Here is a 26,352-nt window from a genome sequence, read left to right as displayed (position 1 = left end):
CTGCTGCCAATCGAAGACGTATTCTCAATCTCAGGCCGTGGTACTGTTGTAACCGGTCGTGTTGAGCGCGGTATCGTGAAAGTAGGCGACGAAGTTGAAGTTGTTGGTCTGAAAGACACCGTTAAGTCTACCTGTACCGGCGTTGAAATGTTCCGCAAACTGCTGGACCAGGGTCAGGCAGGCGAGAACTGTGGTGTTCTGCTGCGTGGTATCAAGCGTGAAGATATCGAGCGTGGTCAGGTTCTGGCTAAGCCGGGCACCATCAAGCCACATACCCAGTTCACTTCAGAAGTTTACGTACTGTCTAAAGATGAAGGCGGCCGTCATACTCCGTTCTTCAAAGGCTACCGTCCTCAGTTCTACTTCCGTACTACTGACGTGACCGGTGACGTTCAACTGCCAGAAGGCGTTGAGATGGTAATGCCAGGCGATAACGTAAAAATGACCGTTACCTTGATCAAGCCAATCGCTATGGATCAGGGTCTGCGTTTCGCAATCCGTGAAGGCGGCCGTACTGTTGGTGCGGGTGTTGTTGCTGAAATTATCGCTTAATTGCGATAACATTTGACGCAATGCATATGGAAAGGGCATCATTTGATGCCCTTTTTGCACGCTGTTACATAGAACCTGGCTCATCAGTGATTTTCGATCATAATCATTGCTGAGACAGGCTCTGGTTTACGGCGTCGGATACCGAGTTACGCCCAAAAGCTCATTCGGTTTGGATGCCTCGCTCTGCGGGGCAGAATTGTTTCTGAATTATTGTGGCAGGTTGGTTTATGAGTGCGAATACCGAAGCTCAAGGGAGCGGGCGCGGCCTGGAAGCGATAAAGTGGGTTGCTGTCATCGCGTTGCTGTTAGTCGCCATCGTTGGCAACTATCTCTATCGCGACATTACGCTGCCTCTGCGCGCGCTGGCTGTCGTAGTACTGATTGCTGCGGCAGGTGGCATAGCGTTGCTGACTATCAAAGGCAAAGCGACTGTGGCTTTTGCTCGTGAAGCAAGAACCGAAATGCGTAAGGTCATTTGGCCGACTCGCCAGGAAACATTGCACACCACGTTAATCGTTGCCGCGGTCACTGCCGTGATGTCACTGATTTTGTGGGGGCTGGATGGAATTCTGGTCCGTCTGGTATCGTTTATCACTGGCCTGAGGTTCTGAGATGTCTGAAGCTCCAAAAAAACGCTGGTACGTCGTTCAGGCGTTCTCCGGTTTTGAAGCCCGCGTAGCGAAGTCGCTGCAAGAGCATATCAAACTGCACAACATGGAAGAGCTGTTTGGTGAAGTCATGGTGCCGACTGAAGAAGTCGTTGAAATCCGTGGTGGCCAGCGCCGTAAAAGCGAACGTAAGTTCTTCCCTGGCTATGTGCTGGTCCAGATGGTGATGAATGACGCCAGCTGGCACTTAGTGCGTAGCGTACCACGTGTCATGGGCTTCATTGGCGGTACTTCTGACCGTCCTGCGCCGATTAGTGATAAAGAAGTCGATGCGATTATGAACCGCCTGCAGCAGGTGGGTGATAAGCCGCGTCCAAAAACGCTGTTCGAGCCAGGCGAGATGGTGCGCGTCAACGACGGTCCATTTGCCGACTTCAACGGTGTGGTCGAAGAGGTGGATTACGAAAAGAGCCGCTTGAAGGTCTCTGTTTCCATCTTTGGCCGTGCAACACCAGTCGAACTCGACTTTGCTCAGGTGGAGAAAGGTTAACCCTTTTGTTCACTTTATAGCTCTTGCGGAAGGCGCGAAATTTACCTATAATTTCGCGCCTTTTGTTTTTATGCGCTGGTGACAGCGTGTGAATCGTAATCACGGGGAGCCTGTTTTCAGGCGCTATAACCCATTTGAGGAATTATCATGGCTAAGAAAGTACAAGCCTACGTCAAGCTGCAGGTTGCAGCTGGTATGGCGAACCCAAGTCCACCTGTTGGTCCAGCACTGGGTCAGCAGGGTGTTAACATCATGGAATTCTGTAAAGCGTTCAACGCCAAAACAGAATCTCTGGAGAAAGGCCTGCCTACTCCAGTTGTTATCACTGTATACAGCGACCGTTCTTTCACCTTCGTTACCAAAACCCCTCCGGCTGCTGTACTGCTGAAAAAAGCAGCAGGCATCAAGTCTGGTTCTGGTAAGCCGAACAAAGACAAAGTCGGTAAAGTTTCTCGTGCTCAGGTACGTGAAATCGCAGAAACTAAAGCTGCGGACATGACTGGTGCTGACGTAGAAGCGATGACTCGCTCTATCGAAGGTACTGCACGTTCCATGGGCCTGGTAGTAGAGGATTAAGAAATGGCTAAGCTGACCAAGCGCATGAGCGTAATCCGTGACAAAGTTGACGCGACCAAGCAGTACGACATCGCTGAGGCTATTGCTCTGCTGAAAGAACTGGCAACTGCTAAGTTCGTTGAAAGCGTTGACGTTGCTGTTAACCTCGGCATCGATGCACGTAAATCAGATCAGAACGTTCGCGGCGCGACTGTTCTGCCACACGGTACTGGTCGTTCAGTACGTGTTGCTGTATTTACCCAAGGCGCAAACGCAGAAGCTGCTAAAGCAGCTGGCGCTGAGCTGGTAGGTATGGAAGATCTGGCTGACCAGATCAAAAAAGGCGAAATGAACTTTGACGTTGTTATCGCATCTCCAGATGCAATGCGCGTTGTTGGCCAGTTGGGCCAGGTTCTGGGTCCACGCGGCCTGATGCCAAACCCGAAAGTGGGTACTGTAACCCCTAACGTTGCTGAAGCAGTGAAAAACGCTAAAGCAGGTCAGGTTCGTTATCGTAACGACAAAAACGGCATCATCCACACTACCATCGGTAAAGTGGACTTCGACGCTGACAAACTGAAAGAAAACCTGGAATCTCTGCTGGTTGCGCTGAAAAAAGCGAAACCTTCACAGGCTAAAGGCGTGTACATCAAGAAAGTTAGCATCTCTACCACCATGGGCGCCGGCGTTGCCGTTGACCAGGCTGGTCTGAGCGCAGCAGCAAACTAATTGCTGCTTGAAACGGGCGAAAAATTCATCTAGAATCTTACGCCCGTTGTTCTGATTGAGTATTCAATTTAGAACCCAGATTCAAAGTTGCTGAATGTATAAGCCTAAAAGCTCTTATGTTCAGTGGCTTAGGTTGGAGCCAGGCCTTATCCTGGCCTCCGTCCAAGACCGCAGGAGCGGGATTATCTTCGGATAACCTGCTTAATACCCTGCGTAGACGGTGACAGAACCAAAAAGAATTTTTTCTTCACTGGATTCTGCTCACCGTGTAATAGCGCTCAGTGCCTTCGGGTAGCTGAGTGAAGTGAGTTCCGGGAAATTTTTCCCGGTCAAATCCAGGAGCAAAAGCTAATGGCATTAAATCTTCAAGGCAAACAAGCGATTGTTGCTGAAGTTAGCGAAGTAGCCAAAGGCGCGCTTTCAGCGGTTGTTGCGGATTCCCGTGGCGTTACCGTTGATAAAATGACCGAACTGCGTAAAGCAGGTCGTGAAGCTGGCGTTTACATGCGTGTTGTTCGCAACACCTTGCTGCGCCGCGTCGTTGAAGGAACTCAGTTTGAGATCCTGAAAGACACGTTTGTTGGTCCGACCCTGATTGCATACTCTTTGGAACACCCGGGCGCTGCTGCTCGTCTGTTCAAAGAGTTCGCGAAAGCGAATGCAAAATTTGAGGTCAAAGCTGCAGCCTTTGAAGGTGAGCTGATCACGGCGGCCAATATTGACCGTCTGGCAACTCTGCCGACTTACGAAGAAGCACTGGCACGTCTGATGTCGACCATGAAAGAAGCCGCTGCTGGCAAACTGGTTCGCACTCTGGCTGCTGTACGCGATGCAAAAGAAGCGGCTTAAGGCCATCTTCTTTTCCTTCGTACTTGCTAACGTATAAACTTTTTCTGTTTTTTAGGAACAATCGATATGTCTATCACCAAAGATCAAATTCTGGAAGCAGTAGCAGCTATGTCCGTAATGGAAGTAGTTGAGCTGGTTTCTGCTATGGAAGAAAAATTCGGCGTTTCTGCTGCTGCTGCTGTAGCTGTTGCTGCTGGCCCAGCTGAAGCTGCTGAAGAGAAAACTGAATTTGACGTAATTCTGAAAGCTGCTGGCGCTAACAAAGTTGCCGTAATCAAAGCAGTTCGTACTGCAACTGGTCTGGGCCTGAAAGAAGCTAAAGACCTGGTTGAAGCTACCGGTGTTATCAAAGAAGGCATCAGCAAAGATGACGCAGCTGCTCTGGAAGCACTGCTGAAAGAAGCTGGCGCTGAAGTTGAAGTTAAGTAAGACAACCTTCGGGTTGCAGCCTGAGTAACATCAGGCTGATGGCTGGTGACTTTTTGGGTCACCAGCTTTTTTGCGCTTCAGGGGAATGATGGCGTTTCACACTGTTTGTCCATTGTTTCTCTTCAATATCTTTTTCTATCGACGACTTAATATATCGCTTTCCTGTGAGGGTTCCCTGCCTGCGCAACAGCGATGAAATGATTTAAGAGTGATAGAAAGATGTATTGCATGGGGTGTTACGCATCGCATGAAAAACAAAATAGTGTTGCATGAACTGTCCCTTCAGGACGGACAGCGTGGTTCGACATGTCAGCTAGCTGAGGAACCCTATGGTTTACTCCTATACCGAGAAAAAACGTATTCGTAAGGATTTTGGTAAACGTCCACAAGTTTTGGACATACCTTATCTCCTTTCTATCCAGCTTGACTCGTTCCAGAAGTTTATCGAGCAAGATCCAGAAGGCCAATACGGTCTGGAAGCTGCCTTCCGCTCCGTATTCCCAATCTCAAGCTACAGCGGCAACTCTGAGTTGCAGTATGTCAGCTACCGTTTGGGCGAGCCGGTCTTTGACGTAACTGAATGTCAGATCCGTGGCGTGACCTATTCGGCACCGCTGCGCGTGAAACTGCGTCTGGTGATCTACGAGCGTGAAGCGCCGGAAGGCACCGTAAAAGACATCAAAGAACAAGAAGTGTACATGGGTGAAATTCCACTCATGACCGACAACGGTACCTTTGTTATCAACGGTACTGAGCGTGTTATTGTTTCTCAGCTGCATCGTAGTCCTGGCGTGTTCTTTGACAGCGATAAGGGTAAGACGCACTCGTCTGGTAAAGTGCTGTATAACGCACGTATCATCCCTTACCGCGGTTCATGGCTCGACTTCGAATTCGACCCGAAAGACAACCTCTTCGTCCGTATTGACCGTCGCCGTAAGCTGCCGGCCAGTATCATTCTGCGCGCGCTGCACTACACCACTGAACAAATCCTTGATCTGTTCTTTGATAAAGTGGTGTATGAAATCCGCGATAACAAACTGCAGATGGAACTGGTGCCTGAGCGCCTGCGTGGTGAAACCGCCAGCTTCGATATCGAAGCCAATGGCACGGTCTACGTTGAGAAAGGTCGTCGCATCACTGCGCGTCATATTCGTCAGCTGGAAAAAGACGGTATTCAGCACATTGAAGTGCCAGTCGAATATATCGCTGGCAAAGTGGTCGCTAAAGACTACGTCGATCTGAACACCGGTGAACTGATCGTTCCTGCGAACATGGAACTTTCACTGGATCTGCTGGCTAAACTGAGCCAGTCAGGCCACAAACGCATTGAAACGCTGTTCACCAACGACCTGGATCACGGCCCATACATTTCAGAGACCCTGCGTGTTGACCCAACCAACGATCGCCTGAGCGCGCTGGTTGAGATCTACCGTATGATGCGTCCTGGTGAGCCGCCAACGCGCGAAGCTGCAGAGAACCTGTTCGAGAACCTGTTCTTCTCAGAAGATCGTTACGATCTGTCTGCAGTTGGCCGTATGAAGTTCAACCGTTCACTGCTGCGTGATGAAATCGAAGGTTCGGGTATCCTGAGCAAAGACGACATCATCGAAGTGATGAAGAAACTGATCGGCATCCGTAACGGTATTGGCGAAGTCGATGATATCGACCACCTCGGCAACCGTCGTATCCGTTCAGTCGGTGAGATGGCTGAGAACCAGTTCCGTGTGGGTCTGGTGCGTGTTGAGCGTGCTGTTAAAGAGCGTCTGTCTCTGGGCGACCTCGATACCCTGATGCCTCAGGACATGATCAACGCCAAGCCTATTTCGGCGGCGGTGAAAGAGTTCTTTGGTTCAAGCCAGCTGTCCCAGTTTATGGATCAGAACAACCCGTTGTCTGAGATCACGCATAAGCGTCGTATCTCTGCCCTGGGCCCAGGCGGTCTGACGCGTGAGCGTGCAGGCTTCGAAGTGCGTGACGTACACCCAACCCACTACGGTCGTGTATGCCCAATCGAAACGCCAGAAGGTCCGAACATCGGTCTGATCAACTCCCTTTCTGTTTATGCGCAGACTAACGAATACGGCTTCCTTGAGACTCCGTATCGTCGCGTGGTAGATGGCAAAGTGAGTGATGAAATTCATTACCTCTCTGCAATCGAAGAGGGTAACTACGTTATCGCTCAGGCGAACACCAACCTTGCTGAAGACGGTAGCTTTGTTGACGATCTCGTCACTTGCCGTAGCAAAGGTGAGTCAAGCCTGTTCAGCCGCGACCAGGTTGACTACATGGACGTTTCGACCCAACAGGTCGTTTCAGTCGGTGCGTCACTGATTCCATTCCTGGAGCACGATGATGCTAACCGCGCCTTGATGGGTGCGAACATGCAACGTCAGGCAGTACCAACTCTGCGCGCTGATAAGCCGCTGGTCGGTACCGGTATGGAACGCGCAGTAGCGGTTGACTCCGGTGTAACTGCCGTAGCGAAACGTGGCGGTTCCGTTCAGTACGTTGATGCTTCTCGTATCGTTATCAAAGTTAACGAAGATGAGATGTATCCGGGCGAAGCGGGTATCGACATCTACAACCTGACCAAGTACACCCGTTCTAACCAGAACACCTGCATCAACCAGATGCCATGTGTGTCCCTGGGTGAGCCAATCGAACGTGGCGACGTGCTGGCAGATGGCCCGTCTACCGATCTCGGTGAACTGGCGCTGGGTCAGAACATGCGCGTGGCGTTCATGCCATGGAACGGTTACAACTTCGAAGACTCCATCCTCGTTTCTGAGCGTGTTGTCCAGGAAGACCGTTTCACCACTATCCACATCCAGGAACTGGCGTGTGTGTCTCGTGACACCAAGCTGGGGCCAGAAGAGATCACCGCTGACATCCCGAACGTGGGTGAAGCTGCACTCTCCAAACTGGATGAATCCGGTATCGTTTATATCGGTGCGGAAGTGACCGGTGGTGACATTCTGGTCGGTAAAGTGACGCCGAAAGGCGAAACTCAGCTGACGCCAGAAGAGAAACTGCTGCGTGCGATCTTCGGTGAGAAAGCGTCTGACGTTAAAGACTCTTCTCTGCGTGTTCCTAACGGTGTTTCCGGTACGGTTATCGACGTTCAAGTCTTTACTCGCGATGGCGTAGAAAAAGACAAACGTGCGCTGGAAATCGAAGAGATGCAGCTGAAGCAGGCTAAGAAAGACCTGTCTGAAGAACTGCAGATCCTCGAAGCGGGCTTGTTCAGCCGTATTCAGGCGGTACTGATCTCGGGTGGTGTTGAAGCTGAGAAGCTGGACAAACTGCCACGTGAGCGCTGGTTGGAACTGGGCCTGACTGATGAAGAGAAGCAAAACTCTCTCGAGCAGCTGGCTGAGCAGTATGACGAGCTGAAGCACGAGTTTGAGAAGAAACTCGAAGCTAAACGTCGCAAAATCACTCAGGGCGATGACCTGGCACCAGGCGTGCTGAAAATCGTGAAAGTGTACCTGGCGGTTAAACGTCAGATCCAGCCTGGTGACAAGATGGCAGGTCGTCACGGTAACAAAGGTGTTATCTCTAAGATCAACCCGATCGAAGATATGCCTTACGATGAGAACGGCACGCCGGTCGACATCGTACTGAACCCGCTGGGCGTACCGTCACGTATGAACATCGGTCAGATCCTGGAAACCCACCTGGGTATGGCGGCTAAAGGCATTGGTGAGAAAATCAATGCGATGCTGAAGAAGCAGGAAGAAGTCGCCAAACTGCGTGAGTTCATCCAGCGTGCTTACGATCTGGGCACCGATGTGCGTCAGAAAGTCGATCTGAACACCTTCACTGACGACGAAGTTCTGCGTCTGGCTGAGAACCTGAAAAAAGGTATGCCAATCGCAACGCCAGTGTTTGATGGTGCGAAAGAGAGCGAGATCAAAGAGCTGCTGCAGCTCGGCGGCCTGCCTTCTTCCGGTCAGATCACTCTGTTCGACGGCCGTACCGGTGAGCAGTTTGAGCGTCAGGTAACCGTAGGTTACATGTACATGCTGAAACTGAACCACCTGGTCGACGACAAGATGCACGCCCGTTCAACTGGCTCGTACAGCCTTGTTACTCAGCAGCCGCTGGGTGGTAAAGCGCAGTTCGGTGGTCAGCGCTTCGGTGAGATGGAAGTGTGGGCACTGGAAGCATACGGTGCTGCTTATACCCTGCAGGAAATGCTGACCGTTAAGTCTGATGACGTGAATGGCCGTACGAAGATGTATAAAAACATCGTCGATGGCAACCATCAGATGGAACCGGGCATGCCGGAATCCTTCAACGTACTGTTGAAAGAGATCCGCTCGCTGGGTATCAACATCGAGCTGGAAGACGAGTAAGCACTCGTAAGTACTGGTTACGGGACGCGCACTTCGGTGTGCGTCCCTGAGAGTTCCACTCCGACGGGAGCTAATCCGTGAAAGACTTACTTAAGTTTCTGAAAGCGCAAACTAAGACCGAAGAGTTTGATGCGATCAAGATCGCTCTGGCTTCGCCAGATATGATCCGTTCATGGTCTTTTGGTGAAGTTAAAAAGCCAGAAACCATTAACTACCGTACCTTCAAGCCGGAGCGTGACGGTCTTTTCTGCGCCCGTATCTTTGGGCCGGTAAAAGATTACGAATGCCTGTGCGGTAAGTACAAGCGTTTAAAACATCGTGGCGTGATCTGTGAGAAGTGTGGCGTTGAAGTTACACAGACCAAGGTTCGTCGTGAGCGCATGGGCCACATTGAACTGGCTTCACCAACTGCGCACATTTGGTTCCTGAAATCACTGCCTTCGCGTATCGGCTTACTGCTGGATATGCCACTGCGTGATATCGAGCGCGTACTGTACTTCGAATCTTATGTTGTGATCGAAGGCGGTATGACCAACCTGGAAAAACGTCAGATTCTGACCGAAGAGCAGTACCTTGATGCGCTGGAAGAGTTCGGTGACGAATTCGACGCGAAGATGGGTGCGGAAGCTATCCAGGCGCTGCTGAAAAATATGGATCTGGAGCAAGAGTGCGAGCAGCTGCGTGAAGAGCTGAACGAAACCAACTCCGAGACCAAACGTAAAAAGCTGACCAAGCGTATCAAGCTGCTGGAAGCGTTCGTACAGTCTGGTAACAAGCCAGAGTGGATGATCCTGACCGTTCTGCCGGTTCTGCCGCCAGATCTGCGTCCGCTGGTACCGCTGGATGGTGGTCGTTTCGCTACGTCGGATCTGAACGATCTGTATCGTCGCGTCATTAACCGTAACAACCGTCTGAAGCGTCTGTTGGATCTGGCTGCGCCAGATATCATCGTACGTAACGAAAAACGTATGCTGCAGGAAGCGGTAGATGCCTTGCTGGATAACGGCCGTCGCGGTCGTGCCATCACTGGCTCTAACAAACGTCCTCTGAAATCTTTGGCCGACATGATCAAAGGTAAGCAGGGTCGTTTCCGTCAGAACCTGTTGGGTAAACGTGTTGACTACTCTGGCCGTTCTGTAATCACCGTAGGTCCATACCTGCGTCTGCATCAGTGTGGTCTGCCGAAGAAAATGGCACTGGAGCTGTTCAAGCCGTTCATCTACGGCAAGCTGGAGCTGCGTGGCCTCGCGACCACCATCAAAGCTGCTAAGAAGATGGTTGAGCGTGAAGAAGCTGTCGTTTGGGATATCCTGGACGAAGTGATCCGCGAACACCCAGTACTGCTGAACCGTGCACCAACCCTGCACCGTTTGGGTATCCAGGCATTCGAACCTGTTCTGATCGAAGGTAAAGCAATCCAGCTGCACCCGCTGGTTTGTGCGGCATATAACGCCGACTTCGATGGTGACCAGATGGCAGTTCACGTACCGCTGACGCTGGAAGCTCAGCTGGAAGCACGTGCTCTGATGATGTCTACCAACAACATCCTGTCACCTGCGAACGGCGAGCCAATCATCGTTCCTTCTCAGGACGTTGTACTGGGTCTGTACTACATGACCCGTGACAAAGTGAATGCGCGCGGCGAAGGCATGGTGCTGACTGGCCCGAAAGAAGCTGAGCGTGTTTATCGCGCTGGCCTGGCCGAGTTGCATGCTCGCGTTAAAGTGCGTATCACCGAGTACAGCAAAAACGAACAAGAAGAGTTCGTCGCGAAAACCAGCTTAATCGACACCACCATTGGTCGTGCGATTCTGTGGATGATCGTGCCGAAAGGTCTGCCTTACTCCATCGTCAACCAGGCGCTGGGTAAGAAAGCTATCTCTAAGATGCTGAACACCTGTTACCGCATCCTGGGCCTGAAGCCGACCGTTATCTTCGCTGACCAGACCATGTATACCGGCTTTGCTTACGCAGCCCGTTCAGGTGCCTCTGTAGGTATCGACGACATGGTGATCCCAGCTAAGAAAGCGGAAATCGTGGCAGAAGCAGAAGCGGAAGTTGCTGAGATTCAGGAACAATTCCAGTCTGGTCTGGTTACTGCTGGCGAACGTTACAACAAAGTCATCGATATCTGGGCCGCAGCAAACGAACGCGTTTCCAAGGCGATGATGGACAACCTGCAAACCGAAACCGTGATCAACCGTCACGGCGAAGAAGAGCAGCAAGTCTCGTTCAACAGCATCTACATGATGGCCGACTCCGGTGCGCGTGGTTCTGCTGCACAGATTCGTCAGCTGGCCGGTATGCGTGGTCTGATGGCTAAGCCAGATGGCTCAATCATCGAAACGCCAATCACCGCGAACTTCCGCGAAGGTCTGAACGTACTCCAGTACTTCATCTCGACGCACGGTGCGCGTAAAGGTCTTGCGGATACCGCACTGAAAACCGCTAACTCCGGTTATCTGACGCGTCGTCTGGTAGACGTTGCGCAGGACCTGGTGGTTACCGAAGACGACTGTGGTACTTTCGAAGGCATCATGATGACTCCGGTTATCGAAGGTGGCGACGTTAAAGAACCACTGCGTGAGCGTGTACTGGGTCGTGTGACTGCTGAAGACGTACTGAAACCAGGTACTGCTGACATCCTGATCCCGCGTAACACGCTGATCGATGAGCACTGGTGTGATGTGATCGAACTGAACTCAGTCGATGCGATCAAAGTGCGTTCTGTTGTTGGTTGTGAAACCGACTTTGGTGTGTGTGCACACTGCTACGGTCGCGACCTGGCACGTGGTCACATCATCAACAAAGGTGAGGCCATCGGCGTTATCGCAGCACAGTCCATCGGTGAGCCTGGTACACAGCTGACGATGCGTACGTTCCACATCGGTGGTGCGGCATCTCGTGCGGCTGCTGAATCCAGCATCCAGGTGAAGAACAAAGGTACTATTAAGCTGACCAACGCGAAGTCTGTAACCAACTCCTCCGGGAAACTGGTTATCGTCTCTCGTAACGTTGAGCTGAAGATGATCGATGAATTCGGTCGTACCAAAGAGAGCTATAAAGTCCCTTACGGCGCGATGATGGCTAAAGGTGATGGTGAGCAGGTTGCAGCGGGCGAGACCGTAGCAAACTGGGATCCGCACACCATGCCTGTTATCACCGAAGTGGGCGGTTTCATTCGCTTCACTGACATGATCGATGGTCAGACGATTACTCGTCAGACTGATGACCTGACTGGTCTGTCATCGCTGGTGGTTCTGGATTCTGCAGAACGTACTGCGGGCGGTAAAGATCTGCGTCCTGCGCTGAAAATTGTTGATGCCAACGGAAATGATGTTCTGATTCCAGGTACCGACATGCCAGCTCAGTACTTCCTGCCGGGCAAAGCGATTGTTCAGTTGGAAGATGGCGTTAAGATCAGTGCGGGTGACACCCTGTCTCGTGTACCTCAGGAATCTGGCGGTACCAAGGACATCACCGGTGGTCTGCCACGCGTTGCTGACCTGTTCGAAGCGCGTCGTCCGAAAGAGCCAGCAATTCTGGCCGAGATCAGCGGTATTATCTCGTTCGGTAAAGAGACCAAAGGCAAGCGTCGTCTGGTGATTACACCGGTTGATGGTAGCGATCCGTACGAAGAGATGATTCCGAAATGGCGTCAGCTGAACGTATTCGAAGGTGAGCGTGTAGAACGTGGTGACGTTGTTTCTGACGGCCCAGAGTCTCCACACGACATCCTGCGTCTGCGTGGCGTCCATGCTGTGACCCGTTACATCACTAACGAAGTGCAGGAAGTTTACCGTCTGCAAGGCGTTAAGATTAACGATAAACACATCGAAGTCATCGTGCGTCAGATGCTGCGTAAAGCAACCATCGCCAGCGCGGGCAGCACCGAGTTCCTGGAAGGTGAGCAGGCTGAATACTCTCGCATCAAGATCGCTAACCGCGACCTCGAAGCGAACGGCAAAATTGGCGCAACCTTTATGCGCGATCTGCTGGGTATCACCAAAGCTTCTCTGGCAACCGAATCGTTCATCTCTGCAGCATCGTTCCAGGAGACCACACGTGTCCTGACTGAAGCAGCAGTAGCAGGCAAGCGTGATGAACTGCGCGGCCTGAAAGAGAACGTGATCGTGGGTCGTTTGATCCCGGCCGGTACCGGTTATGCTTACCATCAGGATCGTATGCGTCGCCGTTCTGTAGGTGAAGCACCGGTTGCACCGCAGGTGACTGCGGATGAAGCCTCTGCGAGCCTGGCTGAACTGCTGAACGCCGGTCTTGGCGGTAGCGACGACGAATAATCGTCTGCGAAGCTGACCCATAAAAAACCCTGCCTCGGCAGGGTTTTTTTTCGTTTTTAATCAGCCCTTACGGCAGATATCGTGGCGGGTCAGGCCAATGTCGCGCAGTTGTGCATCGCTTAAGTGAGACAGAATTTTGCGAGTCTCACGGCGGGCGCGCCATCTTTTGATGGCACGTCCCGTGCCGCGAACCATATCCAATAGCGTTACATCAAAGGGTTTTGCTGCGCGGTTTTGATCGAATTCCATAATAAATGCCCTCAGTCAGTTGTCTGAGTGGTATTGTCCAGTTCCTGTGCATTTCAATACAGATTCAAAAATCACTTATTATTAACATACAGATTGCGCATGATAGGATCTGAATGGTAAAAAAAAGGATGATCTGTACTGATTTAGATTCAGTGAACTCGAGGGGAATCATACGATGACGCGTTACCAACATCTGGCTTGCTTGCTCTCAGACAGGATTGAGCAGGGACTCTACCGTAGCGGCGAGCGCTTACCCTCAGTGCGCACACTGAGTATTGAACACGGTGTGAGCATCAGTACCGTGCAGCAGGCGTATCACCTGCTAGAAGAGAAACAGCTTATTGTGCCGCAGCCGCGCTCTGGCTATTTCGTTGCGACGCGCAAAGCCACGCCTCCTGTTCCTGCGTTAACCCGCCCCGTACAACGCCCCGTCGAGATCACCCAGTGGGAATCGGTGCTGGAATTATTAAGCAGCCGCAACAGCGGTAACGTGCTGCAATTAGGTAGCGGCATGCCAGACCTTACCCAGCCGACATTGAAGCCATTATGGAAAATTCAGAGCCGAATGGCGCAGAAGCAGGATCTTGACCAGCTCAATTATGACAGTCTGTTAGGCGTTGCGGCCTTGCGTGAGCAGGTCGCACGCTTAACTATCGATAGCGGTTGTCAGCTCACCGCAGAGGATATTGTGATCACCACGGGCTGCCATGAAGCGCTGTCCGTGTCGATCCGTGCGGTGTGTGAACCGGGTGATATTATCGCCGTTGAATCTCCGACATTTCATGGCACGATGCAGACCCTGCGCGGGCTTGGTATCCGTGCCATTGAAATCCCTACCGATTCGGTGACGGGCATTAGCCTTGAAGCTCTGGAGTTGGCATTCGAGCAGTGGCCCATTAAAGCCGTGGTAGTAGTGCCAAATTGCAATAATCCACTCGGATTTATCATGCCCGAGGCGCGCAAGCGTGCGCTGCTGGCACTGGCACAGCGCTTTGATGCCGCGATTATTGAAGACGATGTTTACGGTGAATTGGCATGGGAGTATCCACGTCCCATTACCATTAAATCTTTGGATATGGATGGCAGGGTGTTGTTGTGTAGTTCATTCTCTAAGACGCTGGCTCCCGGGTTACGTGTTGGCTGGGTGGCACCTGGACGCTATCGCGATCGCGTCTTGCATATGAAATATATCGGCACGGGTTCAACAGCCACACAGCCGCAACATGCGGTGGCCGAATTTATTCGTCTTGGTCACTATGGGCCGCATTTACGCCGGATGCGCCAGGTATATCAACGTAACTACGAGACTTTTAGCTGCTGGGTACGCCACTATTTCCCGTGCGGTATCTGTGTCTCGCGTCCGCAGGGCAGCTTCCTGATGTGGATTGAGTTACCTGAAGCGTTTGATGCGGTTCGGCTTAACACCGAACTTCGCACGTTGAACATTCAGGTCGCTGTCGGATCGCTGTTTTCTGCCTCGGGCAAATATCGTAACTGCTTGCGCCTGAATTATGGGTTGCCCATCAATGAGCATACAGAACAGGCCATCGCCCAACTTGGCGCTGCGGTGGAGCAGGCCATGCATGCCTGTCATATTGAAACGGAACCCGCTTCATCCCTGACTGATTAAAGTGGAAAGGCAGGGCTGGAGAGAGAGGTAGACCAGCCCTGGCCCACTGCCAGCGACAGCGGGCAGGCACACTTTATCCTGACCGGAAAAACACGCTAGCCCGCAGGAAGCGGACTGCGCGTGAGGTTCCAGCCAAATTACCCTGATTGCAGAACGTTACAACGCTTCTGCGGGCTGGGTTCCAGCTTCAACCAGTGCCAGCAGCTCCTGTGTCGCCTGACGCCAGTCTGCCGCCTGAGTAATGGCGCTCACCACAGCAACGCTTCCAACGCCAGTGGCCAAAACTTCAGGTACGCGCGCAAGGGATATACCGCCAATCGCCACAGTCGGTATATCCTGCAACCGCGCCATGTGGCGTTTCAATTCTACGACGCCCTGAGGTTCCGAAGGCATATCTTTGGTTTGTGTGGGATAAATATGCCCCAATGCAATGTAGGAAGGACGCAGTGCCAGCGCGCGGTCTAACTCGGCATCATCATGAGTCGATAACCCAAGACGCAAACCTGCCTGGCGGATAGCGTCCAGATTAGCCACGTCCAAATCTTCCTGACCAAGATGCACGCCATAGGCGTTATATTTGATCGCTAATCGCCAGTAATCGTTGATAAACAGGCGTGCACGGTATTGCTTGCCCAGCGCAATTGCCTCGCGCACTGCGTCTTCTACTTCATGATCCTGGCAATCTTTGATGCGCAACTGGATGGTGCGAACGCCAGCCTCCAGTAAGCGTGCAATCCACTCTACGCTATCAACAACAGGGTACAGCCCCAGTTTCGGGGCCGTGGCTGGAAAGGCATCGGTCATACTTTTTCCTCTTTAAGGGCATCGGCGGCGTGATAAAGCTCGCCACCACGACTGCGGAAGGTATCCGACATCTGCGCCATGCCAATTTCAATGGGCTGGGCTTCAGCATGCTGGCGAGCAGCATATTCGCGCACTTCCTGGGTAATTTTCATCGAACAGAATTTTGGACCGCACATTGAGCAGAAGTGAGCCACTTTGCCCGATTCCTGCGGCAATGTCTCATCGTGATAAGCGCGTGCCGTATGCGGATCGAGCGCCAGATTGAACTGATCCTCCCAACGGAATTCAAAGCGTGCTTTCGACATGGCGTTATCACGGATCTGAGCGCCGGGATGGCCCTTAGCCAGATCGGCGGCATGCGCGGCGATCTTGTAGGTAATCAGACCCTGCTTAACATCTTCTTTATTCGGCAAACCGAGGTGCTCTTTCGGTGTGACGTAGCACAGCATGGCGCAGCCAAACCAACCAATCATCGCGGCACCAATGCCGGAGGTAAAATGATCGTACCCGGGGGCGATATCGGTGGTCAGTGGGCCAAGCGTGTAAAACGGCGCTTCGTGACAGTGCTCTAACTGTTCGGTCATGTTGCGGCGGATCATCTGCATTGGCACATGGCCTGGACCTTCAATCATCACTTGCACATCGTATTCCCAGGCAACTTTGGTCAGCTCACCTAGCGTGTGCAATTCGGCAAACTGGGCTTCATCGTTGGCGTCCTGAATTGATCCCGGACGCAGGCCATCACCGAGTGAGAGCGCGACATCATAGGCAGCGCAGATTTCACAGATCTCGCGGAAATGCAGATAGAGGAAACTCTCTTGATGATGTGACAGGCACCACTTCGCCATGATCGAGCCGCCACGCGAGACAATACCGGTCAGACGTTTAGCCGTCATCGGCACATAGCGCAGCAGGACTCCGGCGTGGATGGTGAAGTAATCTACGCCCTGTTCGGCTTGCTCGAGCAGGGTATCGCGGAAAATCTCCCAGTTAAGGTCTTCCGCCACGCCATTCACTTTCTCCAGTGCCTGATAAATGGGCACAGTACCAATCGGCACCGGGCTGTTTCGCAAAATCCACTCGCGCGTTTCATGGATATAGCGGCCTGTGGAGAGGTCCATCACGGTATCCGCCCCCCAGCGTGTTGACCACACCAGTTTCTCCACTTCCTCTTCGATCGATGAGCTCACCGCTGAGTTGCCTATATTGGCGTTCACCTTCACCAGAAAGTTACGGCCAATGATCATCGGCTCGGATTCGGGGTGATTAATATTGGAGGGTATGATAGCGCGACCGCTGGCAACTTCCTGGCGCACAAATTCGGCGGTGATATTTTCCGGCAGATTGGCACCGAAACTGTGGCCCGGGTGCTGTTGCAGTAGCACTTCACCACGAATACGTTCGCAGCCCATGTTTTCTCGCACCGCAATAAATTCCATCTCGGGTGTAATTATGCCCTGACGTGCGTAATGCAGTTGCGTGACGCAGCGGCCAGCTTTGGCACGACGCGGCTGCGGTAACTGCTCGAAGCGCAGGTGATCCAGCCCTTCATCGGCTAAGCGTTGCTGGGTGTATTGCGAACTCAACTGGTGGATCGCTTCGCTGTCATCGCGTTCAGCAATCCAGTTTTCACGCAATCGGTCTAATCCCCGATGCACATCAATGGTGGCCGCGGGATCGCCATAAGCACCTGCCGTGTCATATACCGGCACTGGTTCGTTGTGCTCATACTGTGGATTCTCTTTTGTGCCACCGATGTGTGTAGGGCTAAGCTGGATTTCGCGCATCGGCACACGGATATCCGCTCGGCTGCCGGTGATCCAGATACGTTTGGATTGGGGGAAAGCAGTGCCCTGCAGCGAATCGATAAATTCCTGCGCTTGTGCACGTTGTTCACGACGAGAAGTTTTAGCAACAGACATAGCAAATTTCCTGAATTAAGGGGAAGTTGCTTGTCCAGAGTTCGGAAGGAGTAACAGGGACGATGCCGGGCGCCAACACGCATCGCTCTGTGAATGTCTACTCTTGTTCCCTTCGCAGGTACTAACCTGATCAGGTTCCGCGGATCCCGAATAAACGGTCTCAGCCCCTTAGGGCACTCCGACAAGGTTGAATTTTACGATATAAGCTACTTTGCTGGCCATTTCACGCCAGGGCAGTGCTCGTGTCCGTCACGTACTACGTGTACGCTCCGGCCACTGCGCGCTGTCCGAGCGTGAACTGGCTGCGCACGCTACGCTTATATCGCAAAATTTGACTCTAGATTGCTTTAAAGAGACGCATAAAAACGTGAATAGGCCTCAAAAAAAAACACCATTCAGCATAAGAGGGCTTTTTCGGAATAACAAGTTTTTTACATGGGGCCGAAGTTAAGCGGGGCGAGCCATGCTGCTTTCATTGGCGACCGGTGGGCGCGCCAGCTGGTTATCCCAGGCGAGTTGCACCAGCTTATCTTCCAGCGTGAAGCGCGACTCCAGCACTTCACCCACTTCGGATAACGCCTTCTGGAATTCTACGCAGTTATCGTCGTTGATGGCCTGCTGCAGATGGCTGTCATACAGTTGCATCATGCGATCGGTATTCGCTTCCAGAGCGGGATAGAGTTGGGCTGCCGCAATGAGTGGGCTATCGCCCTCCATCTCACTGATAATGCGTTCATAAATACTGAAATGACCGGTTGAGAGGTAATCAACCAGGCCGTGACAAAACGCATCCAGCGCCTGTTCATCCAGGGCACTGAGCGCCTCTTTGTTTGGCTTGATGCCAATTAATGCGTAATAGCTGACAAGCAACTGTCGGCGCGCGCGCAGCCACGCATCAACGAGTTCATTACCGCCACTTACACGCCTGGCCAGGTCATCTAACTGGGTAAGCATATGGGGCTCCGGGTGAGTTATAGTTATCCATTCCACACTTAACATCAGGATTTCAGCGTGCCATTTGACGCTAAGGACAACGAATAAGATGCAACGTGAGATCTCAAGCGTAGACGCTGGCTGGTGGATTGTCAGCCATGAACAAAAACTTTGGTTACCGCAAGGTGAACTGCCGCATGGCTTATCCGGCGATTTTGGCCTGACTGGAAAAACCGCGATTTTGATTGGCGAATGGCAGGCGGAGAATGTCTGGCTGATATGTGAATCACGACCTGACAATATGGGCTCTGTTCGCCAGCTTATCGACGAAGATGTTGGGCTTTTTCAGATGGTTGGACGTGGAGTTCAACTCGCCGAATTCTACCGCTCACACCGCTGGTGTGGCTACTGCGGCCACGAAATGCACCTCAGTAAACGCGAATTTGCCTGCCTGTGTCACCATTGCCGCGAGCGCTATTACCCGCAAATTGCACCGTGCATCATCGTAGCGATTCGCCGGGGGGAGGAGATTCTGCTGGCCAACCATGCGCGCCATCGCAACAGCATTTACACAGTATTAGCTGGCTTTGTTGAGGTCGGGGAGACGCTGGAGCAGGCCGTCGCGCGTGAAGTGATGGAAGAGAGCAACGTCCGGGTTAAAAATGTCCGCTACGTCACCTCGCAGCCCTGGCCGTTCCCGCATTCATTAATGATGGCGTTTATGGCCGAATATGAGGGCGGTGAGTTGCAGCATGATGGCAAAGAGTTGCTGGATGCCGGCTGGTATCGCTATGACGATTTGCCCTTGTTACCGCCACCGGGCACGGTGGCACGGCGGTTGATTGAAGATACCGTTGCCCTGTGTCGCGCCAGCGCGCCGTGAAAATGCTACACTGGCGGCCTTAGCATGAGAGAGCCCATTATGAGTGAACTGAAGAACGATCGTTATCTGCGTGCCCTGTTACGTCAGCCGGTGGATGTCACCCCTGTATGGATGATGCGACAAGCCGGGCGTTATTTGCCGGAGTACAAAGCCACGCGTGCTGAAGCCGGTGATTTTATGTCGCTGTGTAAGAATGCGGAGCTGGCGTGCGAAGTCACCCTGCAGCCGCTGCGTCGTTATGCGCTGGATGCCGCGATCCTCTTCAGCGATATCCTGACGATTCCTGATGCGATGGGGCTGGGGCTCTATTTTGAAACGGGCGAAGGTCCGCGCTTCTCAAATCCTATTACCTGCCGTGCAGATGTCGACAAGCTACCGATCCCGGATCCGGAAGATGAGCTGGGTTATGTGATGAATGCGGTGCGTACCATTCGCCATAACCTGAAAGGCGAAGTGCCTTTGATCGGTTTCTCTGGCAGCCCATGGACGCTGGCGACCTACATGGTTGAAGGCGGCAGCAGTAAAGCGTTCACCAAAATTAAAAAGATGATGTATGCCGAGCCGCAAACCCTGCACAAGCTGCTGGATAAGCTGGCTGACAGTGTCATCCATTACCTGAACGCCCAGATCAAAGCCGGTGCACAGTCGATTATGGTCTTCGACACCTGGGGCGGCGTGCTGACCGGCCGCGATTACCGTGAGTTTTCACTCTACTATATGCACAAAATCGTCGATAGCGTGCTGCACGAGAACGAAGGTCGCCGCGTGCCGATTACGCTGTTCACCAAAGGTGGTGGTCAGTGGCTGGAGGCTATCGCAGCGACCGGATGTGATGCGCTGGGACTGGACTGGAGCACCGATATTGCCGATGCGCGTCGTCGCGTGGGTGACAAAGTTGCGTTGCAGGGCAACATGGATCCTTCCATGCTGTATGCGCCTCCGGCACGTATCGAGCAGGAAGTGGCCACTATCCTTGAAGGCTTTGGCACGGGTGAAGGGCATGTCTTCAACCTGGGCCATGGCATTCATCAGAATGTGCCGCCAGAGCACGCCGGTGCATTCGTCGAAGCCGTACATCGTCTGTCTCGCCCTTATCATCAGGGTTAAGCATGGATTTAGCCGCGCTGCGGGCTGAACAGTTACAACGCGCTGCTAACGTGATGCGGCAGGATGATTTCGACGTCCTGCCGCCTCGTTTTATCGCCGGTGCGGACGTCGGTTTTGAACAGGAAGGTGACATCACGCGTGCGGCACTGGTGGTATTAGAATATCCCTCATTGCAACTCGTGGAGCACCGTATAGCACGCCTCGCGACCACCATGCCTTACATCCCGGGTTTCTTATCGTTTCGCGAAGTCCCCGCACTGCTTGCAGCCTGGCAGCAGCTCACACACCAACCCGATCTTTTATTTGTTGATGGTCATGGTATTGCCCATCCCCGTCGCCTCGGCGTGGCTGCGCATTTTGGCTCGCTGGTGGATGTTCCAACCATTGGCGTGGCGAAAAAACGGCTCTGCGGGCGTTTTACCGAATTGGATGCTGAACCGGGGAGCCGCCAGCCACTGATGGATAAAGGCGAACAAATTGGTTGGGTGTGGCGCAGTAAAGCGCGCTGCAACCCTTTGTTCGTCTCAACCGGGCATCGTGTCAGTATGGACAGCGCACTGAATTGGGTGGAGAAATGTACCGCGGGCTATCGTTTGCCCGAGCCTACACGCTGGGCCGATGCGGTTGCTTCGGGGCGTCCTGCGTTTCTGCGTTGGCAAAATGCGCGTTAACGCTGTTTGCGCGCGGCTTTTGCGGTACACTGCCGCCAGCTAACCTATTGAGAGTAAGTTTGATGTTACAGAACCCCGTCCATTTGCGTCTGGCGAAGCTGGAAAGCTGGCAGCATATGACCTTTATGGCCTGTCTGTGCGAGCGGATGTTCCCCAATTATTGGGCCTTCTGTCAGCAGACTGAATTCGCCGATCCGCAACTCTATCGTCGCATCCTTGACCTTGTCTGGGAAAGCCTGACGGTCAAAGACGCCAAAATTAACTTCGATAGCCAACTGGAGAAGCTGGAGTCTGCGATTCCGAATGGCGATGATTTTGATATCTACGGTGTCCACCCAGCGATCGATGCCTGTGTTGCGTTGAGCGAAGTTGTGCATGCACAACTCAGCGGTGAAACGCTGGAGCACGCAATCGAAGTCAGTCGCACCTCGATCACCACCGTCGCTATCCTTGAAATGACGCAGGCCGGTCGTGAAATGACCGATGAAGAGCTGCGTGAAAATCAGGCGGTGATTGATGAATGGGATCTGCAGTGGGAGATTTTCCGTCTGCTGGCAGACTGCGAAGAGCGCGACCTTGAGCTGATTAAAGGGTTACGTTCTGACCTGCGCGAAGCGGGAATCAGTAACATCGGTATACTTTTTCAGCAATAAGGCGATAAAACGTGACTTCAGGCCTGAATTACCGCGCCTGGAGGCTTCACATCAGCCCCCTGTCTGGTCTACATTTGGGGGGCTGAAAATTGTGGCTATCTTTGCGTGCAGGTTGAAGAGTGCCAGAATATGGCTTTTCCCTCGCACTCGTTGCTTAGCAAGCGATAAATACACTTTAAGGATAACTTATGAACAAGACTCAACTGATTGATGTGATCGCAGAGAAAGCTGACCTGTCAAAAACCCAGGCTAAAGCTGCGCTGGAATCTACCCTGGCTGCGATCACTGAGTCTCTGAAAGAAGGTGATGCTGTACAACTGGTTGGTTTTGGTACTTTTAAAGTGAACCACCGCGCTGAGCGTACCGGTCGCAACCCACAGACTGGTAAAGAGATCAAAATCGCGGCAGCTAACGTGCCAGCGTTCGTCTCTGGTAAAGCTCTGAAAGACGCTGTTAAGTAAGTTTTCCGCATCGCGGTTTAAGCTTTAAAAGAGGGGCGACACGCCCCTTTTTGTTATTGGGGCCTGTCATGCTGAACACGATTACTCAGCGCGTCTGCGCCCTGTTACTCGGTGCGCTGCTCGCGGGCTGTAGTTCCACCTCTGATCTCCCTGCCTTTACGGCAAGTGGCTATCTGGCCGATCGTGGCACTGTGCGCATCTGGCGCAAGAACAGTGACCATCAGGCTGTCCATCTTCGCACTGTTTATACCCCTTTCAATGGCGATGCCATGGAAACCACTGACTACAACTGGCAACAGAACCACCTGATCAGCGTTGAGCGCATTGTGGCGGGTGAGCAACCCGATGACGTGACGCTGCGTTTTGACCATCTGGGCAATCTTAATTTTATGCAGCGTCAGCTGGCCGGCCGTCGTGAAGCGGTAAGTGGTGATACGGTTGAGCTCTATCGTTTCGACGCGCAACGTATGCTGGAGCAAAGTAATGCGTTGCTGAGTGGCCGTGTATTACTGAAGCAGGGGCATTGGCTGGGCGCTACGCAGGTGCGCGATTGTGATGGCAAAGTGGTGAATGCACCCTTTGATAGCGGAATCATTGCCACGCTATCTCAGCAGCAGCAAAACCAGCCACAGTCGTTGATGGTGTCATGGTTGGAGGCACCTGAAGGCGTGCAGTTGTTGCGGGCGACGCCAGAGGATGAGTGTAGCTGGCAGCCGAAAGAGAGTGATTTCTGAGTTGGGAAAAAACAAGGGGCGCAGAGCGCGCCCCTTGATGATTACTTGCGATTAATCGCGCGGTAACCAATATCTTTACGGCAGAAGCTGCCTTCCCAGGAAATATGTTTCGCCAGCGCATAGGCATTCTTCTGCGCGGCAGCCACATCTTCGCCCAGGGCAGTGACGCACAGCACGCGTCCACCGTTGGTGACCACCACATCATCTTTCATCGTGGTGCCCGCGTGGAACACTTTACCGTCCGGCACTTCTTCCAGCGGTAGACCGTGGATTTGATCACCGGTGTTGTAATCCGCGGGATAGCCGCCAGCCGCCAGCACGACACCCAGCGATGGGCGTGGATCCCACTGCGAGGTCTGCTTATCGAGTTTGCCATCCACTGCGGCCAGGCACAGCTCAACCAGATCTGACTGCAGACGCAGCATGATCGGCTGGGTTTCTGGATCGCCAAAGCGGCAGTTGAACTCGATCACTTTCGGCTGACCGGCTTTATCGATCATCAGGCCGGCATATAGGAAGCCGGTATAGGTGTTGCCTTCCGCTTTCATGCCGTTAACGGTTGGCCAGATAATCTGGTCCATCACACGCTGGTGGATCTCATCGGTGACAACCGGGGCTGGCGAGTAAGCGCCCATGCCTCCGGTATTTGGGCCGGTATCACCATCGCCTACACGTTTATGATCCTGGCTGGTGGCCATGGGTAACACGTTGTCGCCATCCACCATCACGATAAAACTGGCTTCTTCGCCGTCGAGGAACTCTTCAATGACGATACGATGGCCTGCATCGCCGAAAGCGTTACCTGCCAGCATGTCCTGCACTGCAGCTTCCGCTTCAGCCAGTTCCATCGCGACGATAACCCCTTTACCGGCTGCCAGACCATCCGCTTTAATCACGATCGGTGCGCCTTTCTCACGCAGGTAAGCCAGCGCGGGCTCAACTTCCGTAAAGTTCTGGTATTCAGCGGTAGGGATCTGCTGGCGTGCCAGGAAATCTTTGGTGAAGGCTTTTGATCCTTCCAGCTGTGCAGCCGCCTGCGTTGGGCCAAAGATTTTCAGACCCGCTGCACGGAACGCATCGACCACGCCAATCACCAGCGGCGCTTCTGGGCCTACGATGGTCAGATCGATCTTCTCTTTCTGAGCAAAGGCTAACAGTGCAGGAACGTCAGTGGCGCTGATCGCCACGTTCTGCAGTGCAGGTTCCAGTGCGGTACCCGCGTTGCCCGGTGCAACAAAGACCGTTTCGGCCAGCGGTGACTGTGCTGCTTTCCATGCCAACGCGTGTTCACGTCCACCATTACCAATCACTAAAATTTTCATCTATACGGCTCCAGGCTATTAATGGCGGAAGTGACGCATGTCGGTGAAGATCATCGCAATACCGTGCTCATCAGCGGCGGCAATCACTTCATCATCACGGATAGAACCACCTGGTTGAATCACACAGCTGATACCTACAGCAGCCGCTGCGTCGATACCATCGCGGAACGGGAAGAAAGCATCAGACGCCATGGCTGAACCTTTAACTTCTAAACCTTCGTCGCCTGCTTTGATACCGGCAATTTTGGCAGAATAAACGCGGCTCATCTGTCCGGCGCCTATGCCGATAGTCATATTGTCACGTGCGTAGACAATGGCGTTGGATTTCACGAACTTGGCTACTTTCCAGCAGAACAGCGCATCACGCAGTTCCTGCTCGCTTGGCTGGCGCTTAGTCACGACTCGCAGCTGACTGGCATCAACCATACCGAGATCGCGATCCTGAACCAGCATGCCGCCATTAACACGCTTGAAGTCCAGTGCAGCAACACGGCCCTGCCACTGTCCACAAACCAGCACGCGAACGTTCTGTTTTGTTGCGGTAACTTTAAGTGCCGCTTCGCTGGCTGAAGGGGCAATGATCACTTCGACAAACTGACGGCTGATGATCGCCTGGGCAGTGGCTTCATCCAATTCACGGTTGAAAGCGATGATGCCGCCAAAAGCAGAAGTTGGATCAGTTTTGTAAGCGCGCTCATAGGCGTCAAGAATCGAACCGCCCACTGCCACACCACACGGGTTAGCATGCTTAACGATCACGCAAGCGGCTTCATCAAACTCTTTCACACACTCAAGTGCGGCATCGGTATCCGCGATGTTGTTGTAAGAGAGCGCCTTGCCCTGTACCTGCTGTGCAGTCGCAACAGAAGCTTCTGCCACATTCTCTTCTATATAGAAGGCAGCGTCCTGATGGCTGTTCTCGCCGTAACGCATATCCTGCTTCTTGATGAAGTTGAGGTTCAGCGTTCGTGGGAAGCGGCCGGCAGGCTCTTTGCTGTCGCTATGATAAGCCGGTACCAGGCTGCCAAAGTAGTTGGCAATCATGCTGTCGTAGGCTGCGGTGTGTTCGAAGGCTTTGATCGCCAGATCGAAACGGGTGTCCAGCGTCAGGGAGTTTTCGTTGGCGTCCAGCTCGGCGATGATGGCCTCGTAGTCGCTGCTCTTCACCACGATTGCCACATCTTTGTGGTTCTTCGCAGCGGAGCGCACCATGGTTGGGCCACCGATATCGATATTCTCTACCGCGTCTGCCAGTGAGCAATCGGGTTTGGCAACGGTTTGAGCGAAGGGATAAAGGTTTACCACCACCATATCGATAGGGTTGATCGCGTGCTCGGCCATGATCGCATCATCGGTGCCGCGACGGCCCAGAATACCGCCATGCACTTTCGGGTGCAGCGTTTTGACGCGTCCATCCATCATTTCCGGGAAACCGGTGTAGTCAGAGACTTCGGTGACGGGCAGGCCCGCATCTGCCAGCAGGCGAGCAGTACCACCTGTGGAGAGCAGCTCAACACCACGGCTGGAGAGTGCCTGAGCAAATTCGAGGATACCGGCTTTATCAGAAACACTGAGAAGAGCGCGGCGTACTGGACGACGTTGTTGCATGGTGGTTTTATCCCTTGGCTTTGTTTCGCATAAATAAGAGCGTTACATCAAGCTTAGCGCTTCTCTTATATATAGAAGAGAGTACTTGCTTCATGTAACGCCCCAAAAGGGGCATCCTTGACGTCGCCGGGCATTGTAGCGAAAACGTTTGCGCGATGCTCGCCTAAATTCATTTGTGCAGATGAATGTGGATAACACTGTGTGTAAGTGGGTATAAGGCGGGGTTTTGCTGTGGAATGCAGCGAACGGTTGTTTTTATTGAATTTAGCGGTTGCGCGCTGCGAACAACTCCCTATAATGCGCATCCATCGAAACGGCACAACGGTTTACGAAGTGCGGTGTTGACAGGAAGCTTCGCTAAGAACTTCCGCCGGAGAAAAACGCTGAAAAAAGTGTTTGACTCTGAAGGAGGAAAGCGTAATATACGCCACCTCGCAACAGCAG

23 protein-coding genes and 1 riboswitch are annotated in these 26,352 nt (G+C 52.9%); of the genes, 17 read left to right on the top strand and 6 right to left on the bottom strand.

Annotated elements, in window-relative coordinates; genetic code table 11:
- From JK231_RS24720 to rpoC, 9 genes are all read left to right on the top strand, one after another.
- Nucleotides 1–552 (top strand): EF-Tu/IF-2/RF-3 family GTPase (locus JK231_RS24720; protein ID WP_249221838.1); only part of this gene is annotated, 552 nt, incomplete at its 5' end.
- A gap of 227 nt (nt 553–779) precedes the next feature.
- Complete coding sequence (gene secE, locus JK231_RS24715) at nt 780–1,163, top strand: preprotein translocase subunit SecE (protein WP_039381824.1); 384 nt, start codon at nt 780–782, stop codon at nt 1,161–1,163.
- 1 nt (nt 1,164) lies between these two features.
- On the top strand, nt 1,165–1,710 hold the full coding sequence (nusG, locus tag JK231_RS24710) for a transcription termination/antitermination protein NusG (RefSeq protein WP_010616908.1): 546 nt from the start codon (nt 1,165–1,167) through the stop codon (nt 1,708–1,710).
- A 147-nt stretch (nt 1,711–1,857) separates the two neighbouring features.
- Nucleotides 1,858–2,286 (top strand): 50S ribosomal protein L11, encoded by a 429-nt coding sequence (rplK, locus tag JK231_RS24705; RefSeq protein WP_034828899.1) that lies wholly within the window; start codon nt 1,858–1,860, stop codon nt 2,284–2,286.
- A 3-nt stretch (nt 2,287–2,289) separates the two neighbouring features.
- Nucleotides 2,290–2,994 (top strand): 50S ribosomal protein L1, encoded by a 705-nt coding sequence (rplA, locus tag JK231_RS24700; protein ID WP_034828901.1) that lies wholly within the window; start codon nt 2,290–2,292, stop codon nt 2,992–2,994.
- A gap of 351 nt (nt 2,995–3,345) precedes the next feature.
- Nucleotides 3,346–3,843, top strand: a complete 498-nt coding sequence (gene rplJ, locus JK231_RS24695; protein WP_034828904.1) for a 50S ribosomal protein L10 — start codon at nt 3,346–3,348, stop codon at nt 3,841–3,843.
- 66 nt (nt 3,844–3,909) lie between these two features.
- Nucleotides 3,910–4,272 carry a 50S ribosomal protein L7/L12 gene (gene rplL / locus JK231_RS24690; protein WP_034828906.1) on the top strand — a complete coding sequence of 121 codons (363 nt, stop codon included), beginning with the start codon at nt 3,910–3,912 and terminating at the stop codon, nt 4,270–4,272.
- Between the two features lie 329 nt (nt 4,273–4,601).
- A complete protein-coding gene (gene rpoB / locus JK231_RS24685; protein ID WP_034828907.1) occupies nt 4,602–8,630 on the top strand; it encodes a DNA-directed RNA polymerase subunit beta in 4,029 nt (1,342 codons plus the stop codon).
- Between the two features lie 77 nt (nt 8,631–8,707).
- Nucleotides 8,708–12,931: a DNA-directed RNA polymerase subunit beta' gene (gene rpoC, locus JK231_RS24680; protein ID WP_097119779.1), complete on the top strand. Its 4,224-nt coding sequence runs from the start codon at nt 8,708–8,710 to the stop codon at nt 12,929–12,931.
- A gap of 60 nt (nt 12,932–12,991) precedes the next feature.
- On the opposite strand, the gene JK231_RS24675 is transcribed toward rpoC, so the two are convergent.
- On the bottom strand, nt 12,992–13,180 hold the full coding sequence (locus JK231_RS24675) for a DUF1127 domain-containing protein (RefSeq protein WP_097119778.1): 189 nt from the start codon (nt 13,178–13,180) through the stop codon (nt 12,992–12,994).
- Nucleotides 13,181–13,355: 175 nt separating this feature from the next.
- Here JK231_RS24675 and JK231_RS24670 point away from each other — a divergent pair, with 175 nt between their 5' ends.
- Nucleotides 13,356–14,810 (top strand): PLP-dependent aminotransferase family protein, encoded by a 1,455-nt coding sequence (locus tag JK231_RS24670; RefSeq protein ID WP_166936614.1) that lies wholly within the window; start codon nt 13,356–13,358, stop codon nt 14,808–14,810.
- Nucleotides 14,811–14,966: 156 nt separating this feature from the next.
- Here the strand turns inward: JK231_RS24670 and thiE are convergent, their stop codons facing one another.
- The 3 genes from thiE to JK231_RS24655 form a co-directional block, all read right to left on the bottom strand.
- Entirely contained in the window at nt 14,967–15,614 is a 648-nt protein-coding gene (gene thiE / locus JK231_RS24665) for a thiamine phosphate synthase (protein ID WP_097119776.1), read from the bottom strand.
- A complete protein-coding gene (thiC, locus tag JK231_RS24660; RefSeq protein ID WP_211729867.1) occupies nt 15,611–17,536 on the bottom strand; it encodes a phosphomethylpyrimidine synthase ThiC in 1,926 nt (641 codons plus the stop codon). The genes thiE and thiC overlap by 4 nt, the downstream gene beginning before the upstream one ends.
- A gap of 90 nt (nt 17,537–17,626) precedes the next feature.
- Nucleotides 17,627–17,727: riboswitch (TPP riboswitch) on the bottom strand.
- Nucleotides 17,728–17,983: 256 nt separating this feature from the next.
- The gene (locus JK231_RS24655; protein WP_058962185.1) at nt 17,984–18,490 is read right to left on the bottom strand and encodes an Rsd/AlgQ family anti-sigma factor; all 507 of its coding nucleotides are present in this window, start codon (nt 18,488–18,490) and stop codon (nt 17,984–17,986) included.
- 88 nt (nt 18,491–18,578) lie between these two features.
- Here JK231_RS24655 and nudC point away from each other — a divergent pair, with 88 nt between their 5' ends.
- The 6 genes from nudC (at nt 18,579) to JK231_RS24625 (ending at nt 22,978) form a co-directional block, all read left to right on the top strand.
- Entirely contained in the window at nt 18,579–19,352 is a 774-nt protein-coding gene (gene nudC, locus JK231_RS24650) for an NAD(+) diphosphatase (protein ID WP_160834659.1), read from the top strand.
- Between the two features lie 39 nt (nt 19,353–19,391).
- Nucleotides 19,392–20,459 carry a uroporphyrinogen decarboxylase gene (hemE, locus tag JK231_RS24645; RefSeq protein ID WP_211729866.1) on the top strand — a complete coding sequence of 356 codons (1,068 nt, stop codon included), beginning with the start codon at nt 19,392–19,394 and terminating at the stop codon, nt 20,457–20,459.
- Nucleotides 20,460–20,461: 2 nt separating this feature from the next.
- Nucleotides 20,462–21,130: a deoxyribonuclease V gene (gene nfi / locus JK231_RS24640; RefSeq protein WP_211729865.1), complete on the top strand. Its 669-nt coding sequence runs from the start codon at nt 20,462–20,464 to the stop codon at nt 21,128–21,130.
- Nucleotides 21,131–21,192: 62 nt separating this feature from the next.
- Nucleotides 21,193–21,783: a YjaG family protein gene (locus JK231_RS24635; RefSeq protein ID WP_034828920.1), complete on the top strand. Its 591-nt coding sequence runs from the start codon at nt 21,193–21,195 to the stop codon at nt 21,781–21,783.
- 188 nt (nt 21,784–21,971) lie between these two features.
- Nucleotides 21,972–22,244, top strand: a complete 273-nt coding sequence (gene hupA / locus JK231_RS24630) for a nucleoid-associated protein HU-alpha (protein WP_006121511.1) — start codon at nt 21,972–21,974, stop codon at nt 22,242–22,244.
- A 68-nt stretch (nt 22,245–22,312) separates the two neighbouring features.
- Entirely contained in the window at nt 22,313–22,978 is a 666-nt protein-coding gene (locus tag JK231_RS24625; RefSeq protein WP_097119771.1) for a DUF1481 domain-containing protein, read from the top strand.
- A gap of 41 nt (nt 22,979–23,019) precedes the next feature.
- On the opposite strand, the gene purD is transcribed toward JK231_RS24625, so the two are convergent.
- Both purD and purH read right to left on the bottom strand, forming a co-directional pair.
- Complete coding sequence (gene purD / locus JK231_RS24620) at nt 23,020–24,300, bottom strand: phosphoribosylamine--glycine ligase (RefSeq protein ID WP_097119770.1); 1,281 nt, start codon at nt 24,298–24,300, stop codon at nt 23,020–23,022.
- An 18-nt stretch (nt 24,301–24,318) separates the two neighbouring features.
- Nucleotides 24,319–25,908, bottom strand: coding sequence for a bifunctional phosphoribosylaminoimidazolecarboxamide formyltransferase/IMP cyclohydrolase (gene purH, locus JK231_RS24615; protein WP_097119769.1), 1,590 nt, complete (start codon nt 25,906–25,908; stop codon nt 24,319–24,321).
- A 236-nt stretch (nt 25,909–26,144) separates the two neighbouring features.
- Here purH and JK231_RS24610 point away from each other — a divergent pair.
- On the top strand, nt 26,145–26,352 hold a 208-nt coding region (locus JK231_RS24610), incomplete at its 3' end, for a hypothetical protein (protein ID WP_211729868.1).

The organism is Pantoea sp. JGM49 (assembly GCF_018257655.1).
Taxonomy (GTDB): domain Bacteria; phylum Pseudomonadota; class Gammaproteobacteria; order Enterobacterales; family Enterobacteriaceae; genus Pantoea; species Pantoea communis.
This window is presented reverse-complemented; position numbering and strand designations above follow the sequence as displayed.